The sequence below is a fragment of the Stenotrophomonas sp. NLF4-10 genome (assembly GCF_022359915.1).
GTDB lineage: Bacteria > Pseudomonadota > Gammaproteobacteria > Xanthomonadales > Xanthomonadaceae > Stenotrophomonas > Stenotrophomonas daejeonensis.
Map to the genome: position 1 here is coordinate 472,365 of NZ_JAKSEE010000003.1, position 18,938 is coordinate 491,302.

An 18,938-nucleotide genomic window follows, 5' to 3' on the forward strand; every position below is an offset into this window, starting at 1 on the left:
AACGCGGCAGTCTGGTGAGCATGGTCACCCCTGTCAACCAATCGATTTCAGAGCGGGTTTACATATGGGGTAGCCGGTTGTCCGGCTTGTTGTTCCCGCCGACCTGCCTGGTCTGCACCGAACCGGCGGCCGCCGGCCGCGACCTGTGTGCCGCTTGCGCCGCCGGCCTGCCGTGGCTGGACAGTGCCTGCCGCCGCTGCGCCTTGCCGCTGCCGGCCGCGGAGAGCGCCGGTACGTTGTGCGGCGCCTGCTGGCAGGCGCGCGCGCCGCTGCAACAGGTGCACGCCGCCTTGCTGTACGCCGCGCCGGTGGATGGCCTGCTGCGCCGCTTCAAGTTCCACCACGACCTTGCCGCCGGACGCCTGCTGGCGCAGTTGATGGGCGAGCGGCTGGCCGCCGCCGACCCGCCGCAGGCGTTGGTGCCGGTACCGCTGCACCGGTCGCGGCTGCGCCAGCGGGGCTACGACCAGGCGTTGGAGCTGGCGCGGCCGCTGGCCCGCCACCTGCAGTTGCCGCTGCTGGCCGGGTTGCGCCGGGTACGCGCCACCGCCGCCCAGTCGGAGCTGGATGCAGCCACGCGCCGCCGCAACCTGCGCGCGGCCTTCGTCGCCGCCGGGCCATTGCCGCCGCACGTGGCGCTGGTCGATGACGTGATGACCACCGGCGCCACCCTGCACGCGGCCGCCCGTGCGCTGCGCCGGGCCGGCGTGACGCGTGTCGATGCCTGGGTCTGCGCGCGGGTGCCGTGAATGCCGGGCGGCAATGGCGCCGTGGCATGCTGCCGGACCACGGGCGCGAGCCAATCCGGAGACAGGTCAATGAAGCGCGTGACAGGCATCGGCGGCATCTTCTTCCAGTCCGCGGACCCCGTGCGCCTTGGCGCCTGGTACCGCGACCACCTCGGGCTGGACGTGGGCGAGTGGGGCGGGGCGGTGTTCCCGTGGGGCGGCCCCGGCAGCGCGCCGGGGATGACCATCTGGAGCGTGTTCGCGCGCGACACGAAGAAGATGGAACCGGGTTCGGCGACCTTCATGGTCAACTTCCGCGTGGACGACCTCGACGTGCTGCTGGCCGCGTTGCGCGCGGAGGGCTGCGACGTGCTCGACGCCACCGAGTCCTCGGACTTCGGCAAGTTCGGCTGGGTCATCGACCCGGACGGCAACAAGGTCGAGCTGTGGGAGCCGCCCGCGGGCCAGTGACCCGCACCCGCGCCGGTCGGCTCGAAAGCCGTAGATGCGGGGCTCGCCCCGCATGCCCTCACCACCACCCTTGGCACCAGTACCGGCCGCGGAACCTTCACGACAGGCGCATCACCGGCATCATGCCAGCTACCCCAATCAATCCAGATACTGGCTGGCCGCAATACCGGCGAACAGCGCCGCGCCCACCCAGTTGTTGTGCAGGAATGCCTTGAAGCACGGTTCGCGTTCGCGCCTGCGCGCCAGCCAGAACTCCCAGGCCACCAGCACGGCGGCCACCAGCAGCCCCAGCCAGTACCACGCGCCCAGTTGCGCGCGCTGTCCGACCAGCGCCATCGCGCCGAGGAACAGCGCATAGAGGATGCCCTGGATCACCAGGTCCAGATCGCCGAACAGGATGGCGGTGGAGTGCGAGCCGACCTTCAGGTCGTCGTCGCGGTCGACCATCGCGTACCAGGTGTCGTAGGCGGTGGACCACAGGATGTTGGCGCCGTACAGCACCCAGCCCAGCGGCGGCACCTCGCCCTGCACCGCGGCGAACGCCATCGGGATGCCCCAGCCGAAGGCCATGCCCAGGTAGACCTGCGGCAGGTGGGTGTAGCGCTTCAGGTACGGGTAGGTGGCGGCCAGGAACACGCCGACGAAGCTCAGCAGCACGGTCAGCCGGTTCATCGTCAGCACCAGCGCGAACGCCACCCCCATCAGCCCGGCGAACAGCGCCAGCGCCTGTCGCCCGGACACCGCGCCGGTAGCCAGCGGGCGGTCCCGGGTGCGCTTGACGTGCGGGTCCAGCCAGCGGTCGGCGTAGTCGTTGATGACGCAACCGGCCGAGCGGGTCAGCCACACCCCGGCGGTGAACACGAACAGCGTCCACAGCGGCGGCAGGCCACCGGCCGCCAGCCACAGCGCCCACCACGTGGGCCACAGCAGCAGCAGGGTGCCGATCGGGCGGTCGGCGCGCATCAGCTTCCAGTAAGGCAGCAGCCGCGACGGTGGCGGAGCCGGCGGCGGTTCGTGTCGTTCGTAACCCATGCGCGAAGATTACCAGCAGCCCCCGCCGCCCTCGGGGCACGGGGGCAGACCTGCGCGGGCATTTGCCGTTAGAATGCGCCTCCGCCCGGCGATGCCGGCCGGTCCGGGAGTGCAACGCTCCCGCCGCAACAGACAACGCGCCCGTAGCTCAGCCGGATAGAGTAGTGGCTTCCGAAGCCATTGGTCGGGGGTTCGAATCCCTCCGGGCGCGCCATCTTCCAAACCATTTCCCGGTCGTCATCGGCTGCGGTTGGCGCATGGCCGTCCAGCCGACGTTGTCGCCCGGTTGAACAGCGCATACGATTCCAACGGCTGGCTTCGAGCCGCGCGGCAAGGTCGGGAGGCTTCTTGCACAAGGTGCGCCACTGGTTGCTGCTGAAGATCGCCAGGATGCCGAGGGTCTTCATCTGCGGCATCGGGATATTCGTCTCCCTCGCGTTGATGCTGGCCTCGGTGGCCGCCGTTGCATGGCTCGACCAGAGCCGGACGGCGCAGCGCCACGACGCGGCCCTGCAGCTGATGCAGAAGGTCACCGCGGAAGGCAGCGGGCTGCTGGACCGCCTGGCCCGCAAGGGCCGGCTGAACTGCAGCGACCAGGGCCTGGTCGACCTCAATGCCGAACTGCTGGGCTCCCGCTACCTGCGCGAGATCGGCGTGCTGGACGAAAACCGGCAGCTGATCTGCTCCACGGCGCTGGGGCGGTTGTCCGTGCCGATCAAGGACGACTACCCGGTCCATGTCTCGCGGTCGGGGCTGGAGCTGTTGACCAACGTCCCGCTGACGATGGCGGGCAGGAAGGTGGCCGCCACCATCATCCAGCGCCCGCCGGTCAACGTCGTCGTCAGCCCCTATGCCACCGACGACCTGTACGCCAGCGCCGACGCGGTATGGCTGCGCACCACGGACGGGCTGTTCCTGCTCAATGCCAACGGCATCGAGGCCCGGGCCCTGCCGGCGATGCAGGCGCGTGCCGGCCACTTGGAGGGCTCCAGCCTTTCGTGGCAAGGGTTGGGCTACGAGCGGGTCAGCATGGCGCCCGGCCAGGACGTGGTGCTGCAGACGCGGCGCAACCTGCCGGCCATCGTGCAGGGCAACGCATTGCTGCCGGTGCTGCTGGCCGGATCGCTGCTGATCGCCGGGCTGGTCATCGGGACGGTCACGCCCTTCGTGTACCGGCTCGGCAGCCTGCGCAACCGCATCGGCCTGCTTTGCGACGAAGCCCATCTGGCCTTGGTCTACCAGCCCGTGTTCGACCTGGCGACGCTGCGTCCGGTCGGCTGCGAGGTGCTGGCGCGCCTGCGGGAGGGTGAAACGACCTGGGCGCCCGACCGGATGATCCCGGCCATCCGCGGCGCCGGCCTGCAGCGTCGCTTCGACCATGCGGTCGCGCGCAAGGCGATCCGGGAACTGGCGGCGCACCTGCCGGCATGGGAGGGCAGGTTCGGCATCGCCCTGAACTGCTTTCCCGAAAGCATCGAGCCGGACGTGCTGATTCCGCTGCTGGAACAGGCCCTGCGGGCCACCGGCCGCAACGACCTCGAAGTCTGCATCGAGATCACCGAGCACAGTCTGTCCAGCGAGCTGATCCCGGAAGTGCAGCGGCTGAAGGCCCGGGGCTTCCTGATCGCGGTGGACGACTTCGGCACCGGCTATTCCAACCTCAGGTCGGTCACCCAGCTTTCCCCCGACCTGCTGAAGATCGACGGTTCGTTCGTCTACGAGCTGGAAGACGCCACGGTGCGCTCCAACCTGATCCCCGAAATCGTCAATATCGCCCACGCCGTCGAGGCGCAGACCGTTGCCGAGGGCATCGAGAAGATGGAGCAGGTGCAACTGCTGCTGGCGGCGGGGGTGCGCTACGGGCAGGGCTATGCGTTGGCACGCCCGCTGGGAATCGAAGCGTTCGTCGATCGCGTCGCGGTAACGGGCCGTACCGACCCGGAGGCGTAACCGCATCCCTCCACATTGCGGCCTTCCTTCCGAGCCGACGACGGCGCCGCGCTTCCCGCCATCTTGACGCCGCCTGCCGCACCCTCGGGCCATCGACACCCGCCAGAGGGCTCCGCACATGACGCAGCGCCGCAGGTTTCCCCGCCGATGGATCATCGTCATCGTTATCGTCGTATTGGCATTGGCCGTGGTGCTGAGCGTGCCGCCCTGGTGATGCGGCGCCCCTGCCGAGCGCCGGAGAACCCCGCCCTGCCTCCCCCTGATGCCAAGCGCCAACGCCCATGAAACGCCCTCGCGCACGCTGCGCGGCACCGGCCTGCGCCACAGCGACGACCGGCAGCCGGGAATCTCGCGGCAGCGCGCCGGGCGCGGCTTCCGTTACGTGGACAGCGCCGGTGCGCCGGTACGCGACGGCGCGGTACTCGAACGGATCCGCCGGCTGGCGATACCGCCGGCCTACACCGAGGTGTGGATATGCGCGCGCGCCGATGGGCACCTGCAGGCCACCGGCCGCGACGCGCGCGGGCGCAAGCAGTACCGCTACCACCCGGACTGGGTGCGGCAACGCGGCGCGGACAAGTTCGCCCGCATCCTCGCCTTCGGCAGGGCGTTGCCGGCGCTGCGCGGCAAGCTGCGCCGGCACCTGGCGCTGCCCGGCCTGCCGCGCGACAAGGTGCTGGCCCTGGTGGTCACGGTGATGGGCAGGACCTACGCACGCATCGGCAATGACGCCTATGCGCGCAGCAACCATTCCTACGGCCTGACCACATTGTGCAACCGCCACCTCCACCTGTGCGCGGGGGCGCGCGCGGAGATGCGCTTCGCCGGGAAATCCGGCCGTTCCCAGCACCTGCGGATAGACGACCGGCGGCTGGTGGCGCTGATCCGGCGCTGCCACGACCTGCCCGGCAAGCCGCTGTTCCAGTACCGCGACGACGCGGGCCGGGTGCGCCCGGTCGATTCGGGCGACGTCAACGCCTACCTGAAGCGGCTGACCGGCAGCGATTTCACCGCCAAGGATTTCCGCACCTGGGGCGCCACCCTGACCGCGATGATCGAACTGGCGCGGTTGCCGGTACCGGCGGATGCGGGCGAACGGACGCTGGCGCCGCTGCGCAACCGGGTCGTTGCCGCGGTCGCCGCGACGCTCGGCAATACCCCCGCGGTCTGCCGGAAGTCCTACATCGACCCGCGCGTGTTCCGTGCCTGGCAGGACGGCGCGCTGCGGCCGTTGCGCGCGCTGCGCGGCATCCGCCAGTGCGAACGGGCGGCGCTGAAGGTGCTGAAGGCCTGCCCGGCGCCGCGCTGAGCGGGCGCGCGCCTACACGGCGCTTCCACGTTTTTTCACTGCCGCGCAGCACCGGCCCGCGAAGAATCGGTTGCCCGGCAAGCAACCGAGGAACACCCATGGCCACCTGCGACGTCTGCGGCAACAACTACGACAGGAGCTTCACCATCACCCAGGGCGCGGTGACGCGCACCTTCGATTCGTTCGAATGCGCCATCCATGCGATGGCACCGCGCTGCGCGCACTGCGAGTGCGCCGTCATCGGCCACGGCGTGGAGGTCGGCAAGGCGGTCTTCTGCTGCGAACACTGCGCCCGCCATGCCTCCGCGGGCTGAGCGCCCATCACGACGTGCCCGCGAACCCACACCGGAGATCGAGCCCATGACCCCCAGCAAGAAAACCCCTGCCCGCAAGGCCGCCGGCAAGAGCGCCAGCTCCGCCCGCGCCGGGGCGGAGGCGACGGCCGAGCGCCAGCGCCGCATGCAGGCGAAGATGAAGCAGCAGGGCGCCGGCAAGCCGAAGCCGGCACCGTCCGGCGGGGTGCAGGCGGGCACCCGCCGCCAGCCGGCGAAACTGCCCGCGCAGAGCCTGAAGAAGCCGGGCAACGAGCACGACCTGCGACTGCAGCCGCGCTACCTGGCGCCCGACTACCTGGGTAGCGGCAAGCTGCAGGGCATGCGCGCGCTGGTCACCGGCGGCGACTCGGGCATCGGTCGCGCGGTGGCCCTGTTGTTCGCGCGCGAAGGTGCCGACGTGGCGGTGCTGTACCTGGACGAGCACGAGGACGCGGAGGCAACCTGCAGGGCGGTCGAGGACGAGGGCGGCCGCTGCATCGCCATCAGCGGCGACGTGCGCGACCCGGCGTTCTGCAACGCGGCGGCCGCACAGGTGAACGAGGCGCTCGGCGGCATCGACATCCTGGTCAACAACGCCGCCTTCCAGCTGCACTGCCACCGCCTGGAGGACCTCGACGACGCGCACCTGCAGGAAACCCTGCAGACCAACATCGCCGGCTACGTGCAGATGGCGCGCGCGGTGCTGCCATACCTGGGCGAAGGCGCCAGCATCATCAACACCGGCTCGGAAACCGCGCTGTTCGGCAGCCCGTCGCTGCTCGACTACACCGCCACCAAGGGCGCCATCCATGCCTTCACCAAGGCGCTGGCCGCGCAGTTGCTGGGCCGCGGCATCCGGGTGAACTGCGTCGCCCCGGGGCCGGTGTGGACGCCGCTGAACCCGGCCGACAAGCAGGCCCCGGATGTCGCCAGGTTCGGCAAGGACAGCGACATGGGCCGGCCGGCGCAGCCGGAGGAACTCTCGCCGGCCTACGTCTTCCTCGCCTCGCCGGTGACCGCCAGCTACATCAGCGGGGCGATCCTGCCGGTGATGGGCGGCCCGCGCGGCTGAGCGGCGGCGGCCGGTCATGGGCACGAAGCGCAAGGCGGGCGGCGACGGTGGCGGGCAGGCCCTTGCCTCCCGCCACGGCGATGCGACCGCGCTGTTGATCCTGGACATGATCAACCTGTTCGATTTCGCCGGCGGCGACGCGCTCGGTGCCGCCGCCGAGGCGGCCTGCGCGGGCATCGTGCGCCTGCGCCGCCGCTTCGACGCCGCCGCGGCACCGGTGATCCACGTCAACGACAACTTCGCCCATTGGCAGGGGCAGTTCAGCGACCTGGTGACGGCCTGCGCCGATGCCGGCGGCCATGCGGCGGCGGTGGCGCGGCGGTTGGCGCCGCGCCCGCACGACTACCACGTGCTCAAGCCCAAGCACTCGGGTTTCCTCGCCACGCCGTTGACGATCCTGCTGGCCAAGCTGCAGGTGCGACGGTTGGTGCTGACCGGCGTGGCCGCCGATTCCTGCGTGCTGGCCACCGCGCAGGACGCCAACATGCGTGAGTTCGCGCTGTGGGTGCCCGGCGACTGCGTGGCGGCGATCACGCCACGGCGCAAGCGCGCCGCGCTGGCCGTCGTCGCGCAGTCGCTGGGCGGCGACACCCGTTCGTCGCGCTCGGTGCCCGGCCTGTTCCCGGTGCCGCCGTGAAATCGCCGCGGCGCTTTTTCATGCCGGTCGGCGTTGGTGGCGGTTCCCCGGGTGCAACGGGACCAAGCCCATGCTGGTGATGGGGGGGCGCCAACGCGGCAGGCCGCATTCAAGATGATCCACGCCGACAGCAGGATGATCACCGGCCTGCGTGCGGCGGATACCCACACCCACCGGGAGCCGGAAATGCCTGCAGCCACCACCAGATCGGGAAGTTCACAGCCGCGGTGACGCTCACCAGCCCGGCCCGCGTGGTGTACCCGGGCGCGGGCATCCGCAAGTGCGACGTGTTCGCCTACTACCGCACCATGCTGCCCTGGCTGCTGCCGGAAATCGCCGGCCGCCCGTTGTCGGTGGTGCGCTGCCCGCAGGGCGCGCAGCGGCCGTGCTTTTTCCAGAAGCACCTGCTGGCGGGCATGGCGCGGGTCGATGCGCTGCCGTTGGAGGAAGAGGACGGCACCCGCGCCGACTACCTCGTCGTGCGCGACGCCGATGCGCTGCTGGAGCTGGTGCAGTTCAACGCGCTGGAATTCCACCCCTGGGGCGCGCTGGCCGATGACCCGGACAAGGCCGACCGCATGGTGTTCGACCTCGACCCGGCGCCGGGCGTGGCCTGGCCGCGGGTGGTGGCGGCCGCGCGGCAGGTGCGCGACCGCCTGCGCGCGCTCGGCCTGGAATCGTTCGTGCGTACCTCCGGCGGCAAGGGCCTGCACGTGGTGGCGCCGTTGCGGCCGGCCTGCCCGTGGTCGCGGGTGCGGGAATTCGCGCGCACCTTCGCCGAGGCGATGGCCGCGGCCGATCCGTTGTCGTATGTGGCCACCGCCGGCAAGGCGCAGCGCAAGGGGCGCATCTTCATCGACTACCTGCGCAACGGCCGCGGCGCGACCAGCGTGGCCTCGTTCTCGCTGCGTGCGCGGGTGGGAGCACCGGTGGCGATGCCGTTGCGCTGGGAGGAACCGGGAAGAGTGAAGCGCGGCGATGCCTGCACGCTGGCTTCCGCGCCGCGGCGCATGGCGCGGATGAAGGCGCATCCGTGGGGCGACATCGCCGCGATCGAACAGGATCTGGACAGGAGCGTCTCGCGGTCGGCCCGCAAGCGGCGCGGATGATCGCGCCGGCAGGCGCGGGTGGGTCCGCCGGCCGGCAAGGCCAGCGGACCACCGCGGGTGGCGTGCTCAGCTTCAGCTTTTGTTGCGCACCACCAGCCCGCTGTCATCCACCCGGCTGACACCCTCGATGGCCCGCGCCACCGCCACCGCGCGGTCGGCCTCGACCTGCGTGTCCACGGTGCCGCTCAGGGAAACCACGCCGTTGACCGTCTCGACCTTGATGTCCAGGCCGGAAACGTCCTTGGTGGCGAGCAGTTCGGCCTTGACCTTGGTGGTGATCCAGGTGTCGCTGCCGGGCTGCACGGATTCCTGCCCGGCCGTGGCCTGGCCGGCGGCCTGGACGCTGATGGCGGTTCCCGCGCAACCGGTGGCGACCAAGGTGGCGAACAGGAGTTGCTTGAGCTTGCGAGTCTTCATGTCGATCCTCCACTTGGGGAGCAGGAATGCTCCGCCGCCATCGTGTCGGGGCATGGATTAAGAACATGCAGCCATTGGTGAGGGGCGCGTGCACGCGCGGCCGGTGGGAAAGCGCGGCGGTGGCGTATCGGCGTGAAGGGCATGTCGCGATCCATGCCGCGTTCCATGTCGCCGCTTAACGAATGCAAGGCATGCCGTACCCGGCGCCTTAACCCCGCCACCTGTAGAAAAGGTGGCGCTGGATGGGGGAATGATCTCGAGGACATCGCACCGTGAAAGGCATTCAATTCTATCTGGAGGGCCCGGGGCGGGAGCTGCGCCCGGTCACGATCGTTTCCAGGGAAATGGCCGACATCAGGACAGCCGGCATCCCGAGCAGGAGCGGGCCCGCCGCGGCGGATACGCGGATAGAGGTCAGCACGCTGGTCGACGAGCGCGGCAACCTGGCAAGGCAGGTGGATTGCGACGGGTTCAAGTTCAAGTTCAACGGATCGGAAATCCCCTGGTCGCTGGTGGTCGGTTGACGGGCCGGGGCCTGCCCGCACGGGAGGCCCCGCCGCGGCCAACACCTGCCGTTCACGCCGGCTCACGCGTGCTTTGCGGATGGCTGGCTATACCGGCCGTCCCGACGAGGAGAGCAGGCATGGCCACGAAAGCAGATGAAGCATCCGTCACCGAGTTGTTGCTGCAGGCGCTGGAAACCGAGCGTGGCGGCATCCAGGTCTATACCGCCGCGTTGCGCGCCACCGGGAACGAGGACCTGCGCAAGGAGTGGCAGGGCTACCTGGACGAAACCCGCACCCACGAGGAAATCCTGACCCGCGTGTTCGGGCAGCTTGGCCTGGATACGGAAACCGCCAGCCCCGGCCGCGAGGTCGTCGCCCACCTGGGCGCTTCGCTGGTGGCCGCGATCGAGATGGCGTTGGCCAACGCCAGACCCGCCGAGGCGGAGCTGGTGGCGGCCGAATGCGTCGTCCTTGCCGAAACCAAGGACCACCTGAACTGGGAACTGATCGGCAAGGTCGCCGGCAGGCGTGGCCCGCATGCCAAGGTGCTGATGCAGGCCTACGAGGCCGTGGAGAAACAGGAAGACCACCACCTGTACCACACCAAGGGCTGGGCGCGGGAACTGTGGATCCAGCAGTTGGGCATGCCGGCGGTGCTGCCCCCGCCGGAGGAACGCAAGGACGTGCAGACCGCCATCGGCGCGGCGCGGGCGGAGAACGCACGCAAGGACTACCTGTAACCGCACGTGGCGACCGCGGCGGCCAGCACGGCGGACGATCCCCCGGCGGACGGGGCGTTCTTCTGCCGCGTGTTCGATGCCGAAGGCCACTCCCGCGCGGTCGCGCTGGAGGCGCTGGCGCAATGCTGCCCCGGCGACGACGCGCTGGCGTGGGTGGACCTGGGCGACGCACCGGCCGCGATGCTGGATGCGGTATGGCAGGCCTGGGAACTGCCGGCGGCGGCGCGGGCCTTCGTGGACGGCGGCACCGCGCCGGAGATGGGGCAGGAGGGCGGGCATTTCTGGGTGCGGGTCATCGCCGCCGGCGGCAGCGGCAACCGCGAGAAGCTTGCCGGCAGCGTGCTGTCGTGCATCACCGGCGACAACCGCGTGGTCACCTTCCACCGGCAACCGATCGACTTCGTCGAGGACATGCGCGGGCGGCAGTGGGGCAACGGTGCGCTGGGCGTGCTGTGTGCCGAGAGCTTCGTGGCCACCCTGCTCGACCGCCAGCTGGCGAGCTACTTCACGGCGATCAACGACTACGAGATCGCCATCGAGCGCCTGGAGGTCCGCATCCTCGGCGAGCGCGCGCGCGACATGCTGCCCGAGCTGCAGCGGCTGCGGCGCTGGGCCTCGCGGCTGCGGCGGATGCTGGCCCCGCACCGCCGCGTGTTCGGCGCCCTGTCGCGGCCGGATTTCCGCCCGGACGAGAACCGCACCGCCGAGCGCCATTTCGTCGCGCTCGACACCCGCTTCGAGCGGGCGATGGACATGGTCGAGAATGCCCGCGAGCTGGTGCTGGGCAGCTTCGAGCTGTTCAGCAACCAGACCGCGCTGCGCACCAACGACGCCATGCGCGTGCTCACCTTCGTCACCGTGGTCACCGGCCTGCTGGCCACCATCGTCGGCGCGCTGGGCATGAACTTCCGCGCCGGCTTCTTCAAGACCGACGACGTGGGGTTCTTCGCCGTGGTCGGCGGGTTGCTGCTGCTGGCCGCCGGCGCCTTCCTGCTTGGGCGCCATCGCCGCTGGTTCTAGCGTCGCGCGCTGTGTGGCGCCACCGCGGCGGCCACGCAGCGGGATGCGCGTGGCCGGGCACGGTTCATTCGGGCGTCCTGGCCGGGACGAAGGGCGATACCGGGTCGCTGGCGGGGAACGTCTCTTCCAGCGCTTCGTCGTGGTTGGCGCTTTCGTGCTGCTTGCGCTCGTGGTGCTGCTTGCGGGTTTCCCCGCACTGGCGGTCTTCGGACGGATCCGGCGGATCCTTGCGGTCTCTGGACATGGCACAACCTCCTGGCAGGTACCGGCGATTGTTCCGGCCGCCGCTTGATCCGCACGTGAAGCCGGCGCCGCCTGCGTTCACGCCGTCGTCTCCGCGCGCGCCGGTTCATGGATGTGACCGGGGCGGCGACGTCCGCCACGATTCCTTTACGCGTCCTTGCAGCATCGGCGTCCAGCTTGCGTTGTCATCGCCGGAGACCGCACATGGGCAACGAACCGTCATCCTTCTTCCGCCGCAATGGCCTGTCGCTGATGCTGCTGGCATTGTTCGCCGTGTTCCTTTCCGGGCAGGTGTGGTCCGGGTTTCTGGTGCACAACGCGGAGCTGCTGGATGCCGGCGCCGTGCCGGAATCGCTGCGCCGGTACCTGGCCAGCGGGCACTTCCTGTCGGCCACCTTCGAAAACTGGGAAAGCGAGTTCCTGCAGATGGGCATGTACGTGCTGCTGACCGTGGGCCTGCGCCAGAAAGGCTCGGCCGAATCGCGGCCGCTGGACCCGGGCGAGGAACGGGAACGGGTGGAAGCCGGCACGCGGCCGTGGCCGCTGCGCAGGGGCGGTATCTGCAAGGTGCTGTACGCCAACTCGCTGTCGCTGGCGTATGCACTGCTGTTCCTGCTGAGTTTCGCCGGGCACGCCGGCGGCAGCTGGCTGCACAAGAACGAGCAGCGGGTCATGCAGGGCCAGGCCGCGATCAGCCTGTTCGAGCATCTGTGCAGTGCGCGGTTCTGGTTCGAGTCGATGCAGAACTGGCAAAGCGAATTCCTCGCGGTGCTGTCCATCGTCGTGTTGAGCATCTGGCTGCGGCAGGACAAGTCGCCGCAATCCAAGCCGCTGCATGCGCCCACTTCGCAGACCGGCACCTGAGCGCGGAACGGTTGGCGCGTGGTCACCGGATTTTCCCTTTCCACGCAACGAATGACAGGCGAGGCATGCAATGAGCAGAACAGCTCCCCGCGTCCATGTGGACCAGGCCACCATCGAACGATTGAAGGAACTGCAATTGGCGCTCGACGCGGAGTTGACGGTCGAGCTGCACCTGCGCGATGGAACGACGCGGGTGGGCACGCTTCCCGACCGGCCGACGGTCCAGCAGTTCCTCGACCCGCAAGGCAACGAGGGCACCAACGGCCAGCTGCGGATCGACACCGGCGATGCGGGCATCCACATCGTCTGGCTGGACGAGGTGGAGCGCTTCGTGCGCCTGGGGTCGTGCTAGGTGCGCACCCTTTTCGCGATGCCGTTCACGCCCATGCCGACAGCGCGATCTTCAGTTCGGCGGCAAAACCCTTAGCCGAGGCCAGCGGCACCGAGAACACGTCCGGCGCCTGCTGGACGATGCCGATGGCGCGGCTGCGCGCGCTGTCCAGTTCGGCCCGGGTCTTCGGGCCACCGGCCCACTGGTCGTCGCCCCACACGTAGCGCAGCCGCCACTGGCCGTCCTCGCCGGGCTTGGCGAACAGCACCAGCGTGTTGCGGAACAGGTATTCGCCGGGGATGTGGTTCTTCAGGAACAGCGCGCCGTCCACCTCGTAGCCGGCGTTGCACACCGCCAGCTCGATGGAGAAGGCGATCTCGCTGCCGGCGGTGATGCGGCGGCTGTCCAGGAACACCGAGAACAGCACCGGCGAGCGCGCATCGCGGCGCAGGTTGCCGTCCCCGTCGAACAGCTCGCCGTACTCGCGGCGCACCGCGCATTCGTTGGCCTGGGTGCGCGCGGTGAGCTGGTAGGTGTAGGCGCCGCGCGGCGCCACGGTGGCCTCGATGTAGTACGAGGAACGCACCTGCTTGCCGCGCTTGCGCGCGCTTTCGATCTCCGGCGGCAGCGGCAGCGCGGCGATGTCCAACTGCGCGGTGGCGCAGGTATCGCCGAACAGGAAGCGGGTCAGGTTCTGGTAGCCCTCTTCCGAATTGACGATGCCGAAGTGGCCGCTGTGGCTGCGGTTGACGAAGGCGCGTGGCGCGCCCTCAACGTAGGCGTTGGCGATGCGCACCAGGCCGTCGCTGAAGGCGCCGACTGCGAACGAGGACAACCCGCGCGCCACCGCGTAGTCGCGGCTGTTGGTGCCGATCAGGCAGAACAGCCGCGACGGCGGGAAGCCGGAGTCGCCCAGCGTATTGACCTTGTCCTTGGCCACCTTCAGGTACTTGGCCATGTTGCCGCGGTTGAAGTTGTTCAGGTCGTTGAGCGAGAGCAGGTCGGGCACGTTGATGCCGGCGATGTCGATGCCGTTGTGCGGGGTGGCGTAGGTGAACACCTTGTCCACCAGCGCGCGCGCCTCGGCGCCGGCCACCTCCGGGTTCTGCAGCAGGCAGCGGCAGATCAGCCCGCCCATCGAGTGCGCGACCAGGTACACGCGGAAATCGCGGCGCATCGTGGCGTTGCCGCCGCACACGCTGTTGCGCAGTTCGAGGATGCGCCTGCCGAGGCTGGCGGCGGCCTCGGTGATCGACGGCGCCTTGCCGCCGCCGAAGGCGGGGTCGGCCACGTCGTAATAGCGGTGGATGACGATGCTGCGCGGCGAAATGCCGCTGCGCAGTTCGGCGCCGCCGTCGTAGACGTCGCGGTAGCCGTGGTCCTTCATCAGCCGCACCAGCGGCGATTCGAACACGAATTTCACCACCGAGCCGTCCTGCGCCTGGCGGATCTTGGTCGAGCCGGCCTCCAGGCCCATGAACGGGGTGGAGGTGGTCTCGACGATCTCGGCGCGGGTCATCGCATAGCCGCGCACGTAGATGATCGGGTAGTACGGGCGTTCGATCCTGTCCATGTCCGGCTCCGCAGCGGGGAAGGGCGAGCGTCGCCCATTGTCGTCGCATTGGCAGCGACCGTGGCGCCGGCATCCGCCAAACCCATAGGAGCGACGCCCGTCGCGACCGGGCTTCACCGGGAAAGCCCCATGCGGGGCAAGCCCCGCATCTACGGGTTTCCGGCAGCAGGCATCATTCCGCGGCGCGGTCCAGCTGCCGGTAGCCGATGGCTTCGGCCAGGTGCGGGCGTTCGATGGCGTCGGCGCCGGCGAGATCGGCGATGCTGCGGGCCACGCGCAGGATGCGGTGCATCGAGCGCGCGGACAGCTGCAGGCGTTCCATCGCCTGTTCCAGCAGGGCCTGGTCGGGGCGGGCCAGCGCGCAGTCGCGCAGGGTCTCGCCGGGGTCGAGGCAGGCATTGGCCTTGCCGGCCCGCTGCAGCTGGCGGGCACGGGCCTGCACCACCCGCGTCCGCACGGCGGCGCTGGTTTCGCCGCCCGGGGCATCGCCATGCAGCTCGGCCGGCGGCAGCCGCGGCACCTGCAGGTGCAGGTCGATGCGGTCCAGCAATGGCCCCGAGATGCGCGCGCGGTAGCGGGCGACCGCCTCGGCCGAGCAGCGGCAGCGCCCGCTGCGGTCGCCGACCCAGCCGCAGGGGCAGGGGTTCATCGCCGCGACCAGCTGGAAGCGGGCCGGGAACGCGGTGCTGCGCGCGGCTCGGGAAATGGTGACCACGCCCGATTCCAGCGGCTCGCGCAGCACCTCCAGCGCATGCCGCTTCCACTCGGCCAGTTCGTCGAGGAACAGCACGCCGTTGTGGGCCAGCGATACCTCGCCCGGCCGCGGCTGCGGGCCGCCGCCGACCAGCGCCACCGCGCTGGCGGTGTGGTGCGGGGAGCGGAAGGGCCGCTGCCGCCAGCGTGCCGGGTCCACGCGATGCCCGCCGGCCGAGGCGACGGCGGCCGTTTCCAGCGCCTCGGCCTCGCTGGCCTCGGGCAGGATGCCGGGCAGGCGCGAGGCCAGCAGGGTCTTGCCACAGCCGGGCGAGCCGACCAGCAATAGATGGTGGCTACCGGCGGCGGCGATCTCCAGCGCGCGCCGCGCCTGTGCATGGCCGCGCACGTCGGCAAGATCGGGCAGCGGCGAAGGCGCCACGGTGACCGCCTGCGCGTCCGGCAGCGCCTTCTCGCCGGCCAGCGCGGCGCAGGCTTCCAGCAGGGTGCGGGCCACCTTCACCTGCGCGTTGCCGGCCAGCGCGGCTTCCTCGGCGTTGTCCGGCGGCACCACCAGCGTGCGTTGCTCGCGTGCGGCGGCGATCGCGGCCGGCAACGCGCCATCGACGCCGCGCAGTTCGCCGGTCAGTGCCAGCTCGCCGATGAACTCGTGGCCGGCCAGCGCCTGGCGGTCGATCTGGCCGCTGGCGGCGAGGATGCCCAGCGCGATCGGCAGATCGAAGCGGCCGCCGTCCTTGGGCAGGTCGGCCGGGGCCAGGTTGATGGTGATGCGCCGTGCCGGGAACTCGAACTGCGCGCAGAGGATGGCTGCGCGCACGCGGTCGCGGGCCTCGCGCACCGCCGCCGCGGGCAGGCCCACGATCTGGGTGCAGGGCAGGCCGCCGGACAGGTGCACTTCCACCCGCACCGGCGGCGCGTGCACGCCGGCACGGGCGCGGGCGTGCACCAGCGCCAGGCTCACGGCCGGCGCCTCAGGCGTCGTTGGCGGGGTGTTTTTCCAGCGCGGCGACGGCCTGTTCCAGCGCGTCGAGCTTCTCGCGGGTGCGCAGCAGGACCGCGCGCTGCACCTCGAATTCCTCGCGGGTCACCAGGTCCAGCTTGGCAAGGCCGGCCTGCAGCGCGCCCTTGAAGGTGGCCTGCAGTTCCTCGCGCGATTCGCGCAGCCCCGGGGGCACCAGTTCGCTCAGGCGGCGGGCCAGGGCGTCGATGTGGTTCAGGTCGATCATGGGCAGTCTCCGCAGGGGGCCGGCCGATGTTGCTCGGTGCCGGCACGCGCGGCCATCAGGCTCTGTTGCGTCGGGCGGTAAGGATAATCCCTCGCCTGCGCGTTTGCCCTGCCCGCGGTGGCGCGGGGTATCCTTCGCCGGCACACCGACAGGGAACCGACCGATGAAAATGATCATGGCCATCGTCAAGCCGTTCAAGCTGGATGACGTGCGCGAAGCACTCGCCGAACGCGGCGTGGCCGGCATCACCGTCACCGAGGTCAAGGGCTTCGGCCGGCAGAAGGGCCACACCGAGCTGTACCGCGGCGCCGAGTACGTGGTCGATTTCCTGCCCAAGGTGAAGATCGAGGTGGCGGTCACCGATGCCCAGGCCGACGAGGTGGTGGAAGCCATCGTCAAGGCCGCCGGCACCGGCAAGATCGGCGACGGCAAGGTGTTCGTCTACGACCTGGGCAGCGTGGTGCGGATCCGCACCGGCGAGCTGGACGCCGACGCGCTCTGACCGCCCGCTTTGCACCCGTGGCGGCGGGGCTTGCCCCGCCGGGCGTTGCCGGCAAGGCCCCTGCCGGGCAAGCCCGGCAGCTGCGGAAGATGGCTCAATCCTGCTGTTTGATCCGCCGGTACAGCCGCTTCCAGGCATTGCGCAGCGTGCGCACCCAGCCCGGCTCGGCCAGCAGCGCCGCCTGTTCCGGCGTCGGCGCCAGCCCGGTCAGGCGCTGGCGCATCTTGACCAGGTTCTTCATGTCGCTGCGGCGCAGCTGGCGGCTGATCGGGCCATTGCGCAGCCAGCGCGGGGTGCGCAGGGCCGAGGTGAAATCCAGCAGCACCGGCACCCCGGCGCTGACCACGATGTTGGTCCCGTGCAGGTCGTTGTGGGTGATGCCGGCCGCATGCAGGCGCGACAACGCCCGCTGCAATTGGTCGAACACCTCCTGGCCGGCGTGCTGCACGCTGCTCAGGGTGTCGCCGGGTACGAACTCCATGCCCAGCGCCAGCCCGCCGATGGTGCCCAGCAGGGCCGGCGCGTGCTTCCAGCCCTGCAACCGCCGCAGCACCCCGGCCTCGCGCCGCACCAGCAGGTGCGCGACCGGCGCCAGCAGCGTGCCGCGGTAGCGGCGGTAGTCCTTGAACACGGCCGGCTGGCCATTGAACTCGGTGCAATAGACGTCGGGTTCGAGCAGGCGTTCGCCGCGCTTGAGCAGTTGGACGGGGGCGGGAACGGCGATATCGCCGCAGCAGACGGACACGGTGTTCATGAAGGCTTTCCTGACCCGGCGCGGGGCGCGGAAAGCGCCGTAGACTGCCGGTCTTGCGGGGGATGAAACGTGGGCTGAATTCTAGAACTGGGCAGTCCATAAAACCTGAATGTCAAAAAAATGTAAGAGCCGAAATGGCGCAACGGATTGTTGCGGTGGCGTTCACTTCCGGTGCCGGCGTGGGGCGCCACGACCAAAAACCGCCGGGAGCGGTTTTGACATCGCCTGCCGATGGCTCGAAGGAGGTCACCGTGGATGGCGGCAACAAAAACCCCGCGCCGGTGGCCGGCGCGGGGTCGGGGGTGGAGCGCTGCGGTGGCGTGCGGGCTTATTCGCCCAGCGCCTTGGCCACGAACGGCGGGCTGACCAGCACGCCGGTGTGCAGCGGCGCGGTGTAGTACAGGGTGTCGAACGGCTTGGCGGCGGCGTCGGTTTCACGGAAGCCGAAGCCGAAACCGGCCTGCTTGCTGGCCACGGTCACGCTCCACCAGCCGGTCGGGTAGCACGGCTGCGGGAACGGCAGGGTCTTGAACGAGGCGAAGCCGGCCTTGCCCATCTCCGCGCGCATGTCCTTGATCAAATCCAGCAGTGCCAGCGGCGACTCGCTCTGCTGCACCAGCAGGCCGTCGTCCTTCAGCGCGCGGAAGCAGCTCTCGAAGAACGCCTTGTTGAACAGGCCCTCGGCCGGGCCGACCGGGTCGGTGGAATCGACGATCACCACGTCCACGCTGCCCGGTGCGCAGTTGGCCATGTAGGCCACGCCGTCGTCGAACAGCAGTTCGGCACGGACGTCGCCGTTGGATTCGCACAGTTCCGGGAAATGTTTCTCGGCCATGCGCGTGACCTGTTCGTCGATGTCGCACTGGGTGGCCTTCTCCACGCCCGGGTGCTTGAGCACCTCGCGCAGGGTGCCGCAGTCGCCGCCGCCGATGATGACCACGCGCTTGGGGGCCGGGTGGGTGAACAGCACGGGATGGGAAATCATCTCGTGGTAGAAGAAGTTGTCCTTCGTGGTCAGCATCATCGCGCCGTCGATGACCATCAGCTTGCCCCAGTCGGTGCTGTCGTAGATCTCGATCTTCTGGAACGGCGACTGCACTTCATCGAGTTTGCCGGTGATGCGGAAGCCGATGGCCGAGCCGGTCGGCTGGAAGTGTTCGATGAACCAGTTGTCGTGGGTGGTCATGGGCGGTGGTCCTGCTGGGAGTTGGGGGACAAGCCCTTCTCCCTCCGGGAGAAGGTGCCCGAAGGGCGGATGAGGGGCGAACGGAGTCCATGATGGTTGAACCATCGTGACTCCGTTGCCCCCCACCCCAACCCCCCTCCCGATGGGAGAGGGGCTTGAAAGCCGGGCCTGAAGGCGCGGGCGCGGATTGTAACGGACCCTTGCCCCGCAGACGTTAGAATGCGTGCTCTTTCGCCCCAC

The 18,938-nt window shown here is 69.8% G+C and carries 22 protein-coding genes and 1 tRNA gene; 15 read left to right on the forward strand and 8 right to left on the reverse strand.

Annotation, left to right across the window (positions count from 1 at the left end; genetic code table 11):
* The first annotated feature begins 20 nt into the window (after positions 1-20).
* Positions 21-749, forward strand: a complete 729-nt coding sequence (locus MIC98_RS02160; protein ID WP_239735158.1) for a ComF family protein — start codon at positions 21-23, stop codon at positions 747-749.
* A gap of 69 nt (positions 750-818) precedes the next feature.
* Complete coding sequence (locus MIC98_RS02165) at positions 819-1,199, forward strand: VOC family protein (RefSeq protein WP_239735159.1); 381 nt, start codon at positions 819-821, stop codon at positions 1,197-1,199.
* Positions 1,200-1,337: 138 nt separating this feature from the next.
* Here MIC98_RS02165 and ubiA read toward each other — a convergent pair whose 3' ends face one another.
* Positions 1,338-2,231 (reverse strand): 4-hydroxybenzoate octaprenyltransferase, encoded by an 894-nt coding sequence (gene ubiA, locus MIC98_RS02170; protein WP_239735160.1) that lies wholly within the window; start codon positions 2,229-2,231, stop codon positions 1,338-1,340.
* 137 nt (positions 2,232-2,368) lie between these two features.
* Between ubiA and MIC98_RS02175 the strand changes: the two genes are divergently transcribed.
* From MIC98_RS02175 to ligD, 7 genes are all read left to right on the forward strand, one after another.
* Positions 2,369-2,445, forward strand: a tRNA-Arg gene (locus MIC98_RS02175).
* 143 nt (positions 2,446-2,588) lie between these two features.
* The gene (locus tag MIC98_RS02180) at positions 2,589-4,181 is read left to right on the forward strand and encodes an EAL domain-containing protein (RefSeq protein ID WP_239738000.1); all 1,593 of its coding nucleotides are present in this window, start codon (positions 2,589-2,591) and stop codon (positions 4,179-4,181) included.
* Positions 4,182-4,443: 262 nt separating this feature from the next.
* Entirely contained in the window at positions 4,444-5,490 is a 1,047-nt protein-coding gene (locus MIC98_RS02185) for a DNA topoisomerase IB (RefSeq protein ID WP_239735161.1), read from the forward strand.
* A gap of 98 nt (positions 5,491-5,588) precedes the next feature.
* A complete protein-coding gene (locus MIC98_RS02190; protein ID WP_057639514.1) occupies positions 5,589-5,804 on the forward strand; it encodes a hypothetical protein in 216 nt (71 codons plus the stop codon).
* Between the two features lie 46 nt (positions 5,805-5,850).
* On the forward strand, positions 5,851-6,876 hold the full coding sequence (locus MIC98_RS02195; RefSeq protein ID WP_239735162.1) for an SDR family oxidoreductase: 1,026 nt from the start codon (positions 5,851-5,853) through the stop codon (positions 6,874-6,876).
* Positions 6,877-6,892: 16 nt separating this feature from the next.
* On the forward strand, positions 6,893-7,513 hold the full coding sequence (locus tag MIC98_RS02200) for an isochorismatase family cysteine hydrolase (protein ID WP_239735163.1): 621 nt from the start codon (positions 6,893-6,895) through the stop codon (positions 7,511-7,513).
* A 227-nt stretch (positions 7,514-7,740) separates the two neighbouring features.
* Complete coding sequence (ligD, locus tag MIC98_RS02205) at positions 7,741-8,622, forward strand: non-homologous end-joining DNA ligase (RefSeq protein ID WP_239735164.1); 882 nt, start codon at positions 7,741-7,743, stop codon at positions 8,620-8,622.
* Between the two features lie 72 nt (positions 8,623-8,694).
* Here ligD and MIC98_RS02210 read toward each other — a convergent pair whose 3' ends face one another.
* Complete coding sequence (locus tag MIC98_RS02210) at positions 8,695-9,039, reverse strand: BON domain-containing protein (RefSeq protein WP_057639511.1); 345 nt, start codon at positions 9,037-9,039, stop codon at positions 8,695-8,697.
* 272 nt (positions 9,040-9,311) lie between these two features.
* Here MIC98_RS02210 and MIC98_RS02215 point away from each other — a divergent pair, with 272 nt between their 5' ends.
* The 3 genes from MIC98_RS02215 (at position 9,312) to MIC98_RS02225 (ending at position 11,305) form a co-directional block, all read left to right on the forward strand.
* Positions 9,312-9,563 (forward strand): hypothetical protein, encoded by a 252-nt coding sequence (locus MIC98_RS02215; RefSeq protein WP_057639510.1) that lies wholly within the window; start codon positions 9,312-9,314, stop codon positions 9,561-9,563.
* Between the two features lie 119 nt (positions 9,564-9,682).
* Positions 9,683-10,285 (forward strand): hypothetical protein, encoded by a 603-nt coding sequence (locus MIC98_RS02220; RefSeq protein ID WP_239735165.1) that lies wholly within the window; start codon positions 9,683-9,685, stop codon positions 10,283-10,285.
* Between the two features lie 6 nt (positions 10,286-10,291).
* Positions 10,292-11,305, forward strand: coding sequence for a CorA family divalent cation transporter (locus MIC98_RS02225; protein WP_239735166.1), 1,014 nt, complete (start codon positions 10,292-10,294; stop codon positions 11,303-11,305).
* A gap of 64 nt (positions 11,306-11,369) precedes the next feature.
* Here MIC98_RS02225 and MIC98_RS02230 read toward each other — a convergent pair whose 3' ends face one another.
* The gene (locus MIC98_RS02230) at positions 11,370-11,549 is read right to left on the reverse strand and encodes a hypothetical protein (protein WP_057639507.1); all 180 of its coding nucleotides are present in this window, start codon (positions 11,547-11,549) and stop codon (positions 11,370-11,372) included.
* Between the two features lie 203 nt (positions 11,550-11,752).
* On the opposite strand from MIC98_RS02230, the gene MIC98_RS02235 reads away from it, so the two are divergent.
* Both MIC98_RS02235 and MIC98_RS02240 read left to right on the forward strand, forming a co-directional pair.
* Entirely contained in the window at positions 11,753-12,412 is a 660-nt protein-coding gene (locus MIC98_RS02235; RefSeq protein ID WP_239735167.1) for a DUF6766 family protein, read from the forward strand.
* A 70-nt stretch (positions 12,413-12,482) separates the two neighbouring features.
* A complete protein-coding gene (locus MIC98_RS02240) occupies positions 12,483-12,764 on the forward strand; it encodes a DUF3247 family protein (protein WP_057639505.1) in 282 nt (93 codons plus the stop codon).
* Between the two features lie 25 nt (positions 12,765-12,789).
* Here MIC98_RS02240 and MIC98_RS02245 read toward each other — a convergent pair whose 3' ends face one another.
* From MIC98_RS02245 to MIC98_RS02255, 3 genes are all read right to left on the reverse strand, one after another.
* Positions 12,790-14,316, reverse strand: a complete 1,527-nt coding sequence (locus tag MIC98_RS02245; RefSeq protein WP_239735168.1) for a hypothetical protein — start codon at positions 14,314-14,316, stop codon at positions 12,790-12,792.
* A gap of 172 nt (positions 14,317-14,488) precedes the next feature.
* The gene (locus tag MIC98_RS02250; RefSeq protein ID WP_239735169.1) at positions 14,489-15,991 is read right to left on the reverse strand and encodes a YifB family Mg chelatase-like AAA ATPase; all 1,503 of its coding nucleotides are present in this window, start codon (positions 15,989-15,991) and stop codon (positions 14,489-14,491) included.
* A gap of 10 nt (positions 15,992-16,001) precedes the next feature.
* Positions 16,002-16,256: an accessory factor UbiK family protein gene (locus MIC98_RS02255; RefSeq protein ID WP_057639502.1), complete on the reverse strand. Its 255-nt coding sequence runs from the start codon at positions 16,254-16,256 to the stop codon at positions 16,002-16,004.
* Positions 16,257-16,419: 163 nt separating this feature from the next.
* Between MIC98_RS02255 and MIC98_RS02260 the strand changes: the two genes are divergently transcribed.
* The gene (locus tag MIC98_RS02260; protein ID WP_054662546.1) at positions 16,420-16,758 is read left to right on the forward strand and encodes a P-II family nitrogen regulator; all 339 of its coding nucleotides are present in this window, start codon (positions 16,420-16,422) and stop codon (positions 16,756-16,758) included.
* Between the two features lie 94 nt (positions 16,759-16,852).
* Here the strand turns inward: MIC98_RS02260 and MIC98_RS02265 are convergent, their stop codons facing one another.
* Entirely contained in the window at positions 16,853-17,512 is a 660-nt protein-coding gene (locus MIC98_RS02265; RefSeq protein ID WP_239735170.1) for a phosphotransferase, read from the reverse strand.
* Between the two features lie 328 nt (positions 17,513-17,840).
* Entirely contained in the window at positions 17,841-18,698 is an 858-nt protein-coding gene (gene speE / locus MIC98_RS02270) for a polyamine aminopropyltransferase (RefSeq protein WP_239735171.1), read from the reverse strand.
* Positions 18,699-18,938 lie beyond the last annotated feature (240 nt).

What these genes read in the sequence shown, in the direction of transcription:
- MIC98_RS02160 (WP_239735158.1), top strand. Translation starts at nt 21, where the DNA reads ATGGTCACCCCTGTCAACCAATCGATTTCAGAGCGGGTTTACATATGG.
- MIC98_RS02165 (WP_239735159.1), top strand. Translation starts at nt 819, where the DNA reads ATGAAGCGCGTGACAGGCATCGGCGGCATCTTCTTCCAGTCCGCGGAC.
- ubiA (WP_239735160.1), bottom strand. Translation starts at nt 2,231, where the DNA reads ATGGGTTACGAACGACACGAACCGCCGCCGGCTCCGCCACCGTCGCGG.
- MIC98_RS02185 (WP_239735161.1), top strand. Translation starts at nt 4,444, where the DNA reads ATGCCAAGCGCCAACGCCCATGAAACGCCCTCGCGCACGCTGCGCGGC.
- MIC98_RS02190 (WP_057639514.1), top strand. Translation starts at nt 5,589, where the DNA reads ATGGCCACCTGCGACGTCTGCGGCAACAACTACGACAGGAGCTTCACC.
- MIC98_RS02195 (WP_239735162.1), top strand. Translation starts at nt 5,851, where the DNA reads ATGACCCCCAGCAAGAAAACCCCTGCCCGCAAGGCCGCCGGCAAGAGC.
- MIC98_RS02200 (WP_239735163.1), top strand. Translation starts at nt 6,893, where the DNA reads ATGGGCACGAAGCGCAAGGCGGGCGGCGACGGTGGCGGGCAGGCCCTT.
- MIC98_RS02210 (WP_057639511.1), bottom strand. Translation starts at nt 9,039, where the DNA reads ATGAAGACTCGCAAGCTCAAGCAACTCCTGTTCGCCACCTTGGTCGCC.
- MIC98_RS02220 (WP_239735165.1), top strand. Translation starts at nt 9,683, where the DNA reads ATGGCCACGAAAGCAGATGAAGCATCCGTCACCGAGTTGTTGCTGCAG.
- MIC98_RS02230 (WP_057639507.1), bottom strand. Translation starts at nt 11,549, where the DNA reads ATGTCCAGAGACCGCAAGGATCCGCCGGATCCGTCCGAAGACCGCCAG.
- MIC98_RS02235 (WP_239735167.1), top strand. Translation starts at nt 11,753, where the DNA reads ATGGGCAACGAACCGTCATCCTTCTTCCGCCGCAATGGCCTGTCGCTG.
- MIC98_RS02240 (WP_057639505.1), top strand. Translation starts at nt 12,483, where the DNA reads ATGAGCAGAACAGCTCCCCGCGTCCATGTGGACCAGGCCACCATCGAA.
- MIC98_RS02245 (WP_239735168.1), bottom strand. Translation starts at nt 14,316, where the DNA reads ATGGACAGGATCGAACGCCCGTACTACCCGATCATCTACGTGCGCGGC.
- MIC98_RS02255 (WP_057639502.1), bottom strand. Translation starts at nt 16,256, where the DNA reads ATGATCGACCTGAACCACATCGACGCCCTGGCCCGCCGCCTGAGCGAA.
- MIC98_RS02260 (WP_054662546.1), top strand. Translation starts at nt 16,420, where the DNA reads ATGAAAATGATCATGGCCATCGTCAAGCCGTTCAAGCTGGATGACGTG.
- MIC98_RS02265 (WP_239735170.1), bottom strand. Translation starts at nt 17,512, where the DNA reads ATGAACACCGTGTCCGTCTGCTGCGGCGATATCGCCGTTCCCGCCCCC.
- speE (WP_239735171.1), bottom strand. Translation starts at nt 18,698, where the DNA reads ATGACCACCCACGACAACTGGTTCATCGAACACTTCCAGCCGACCGGC.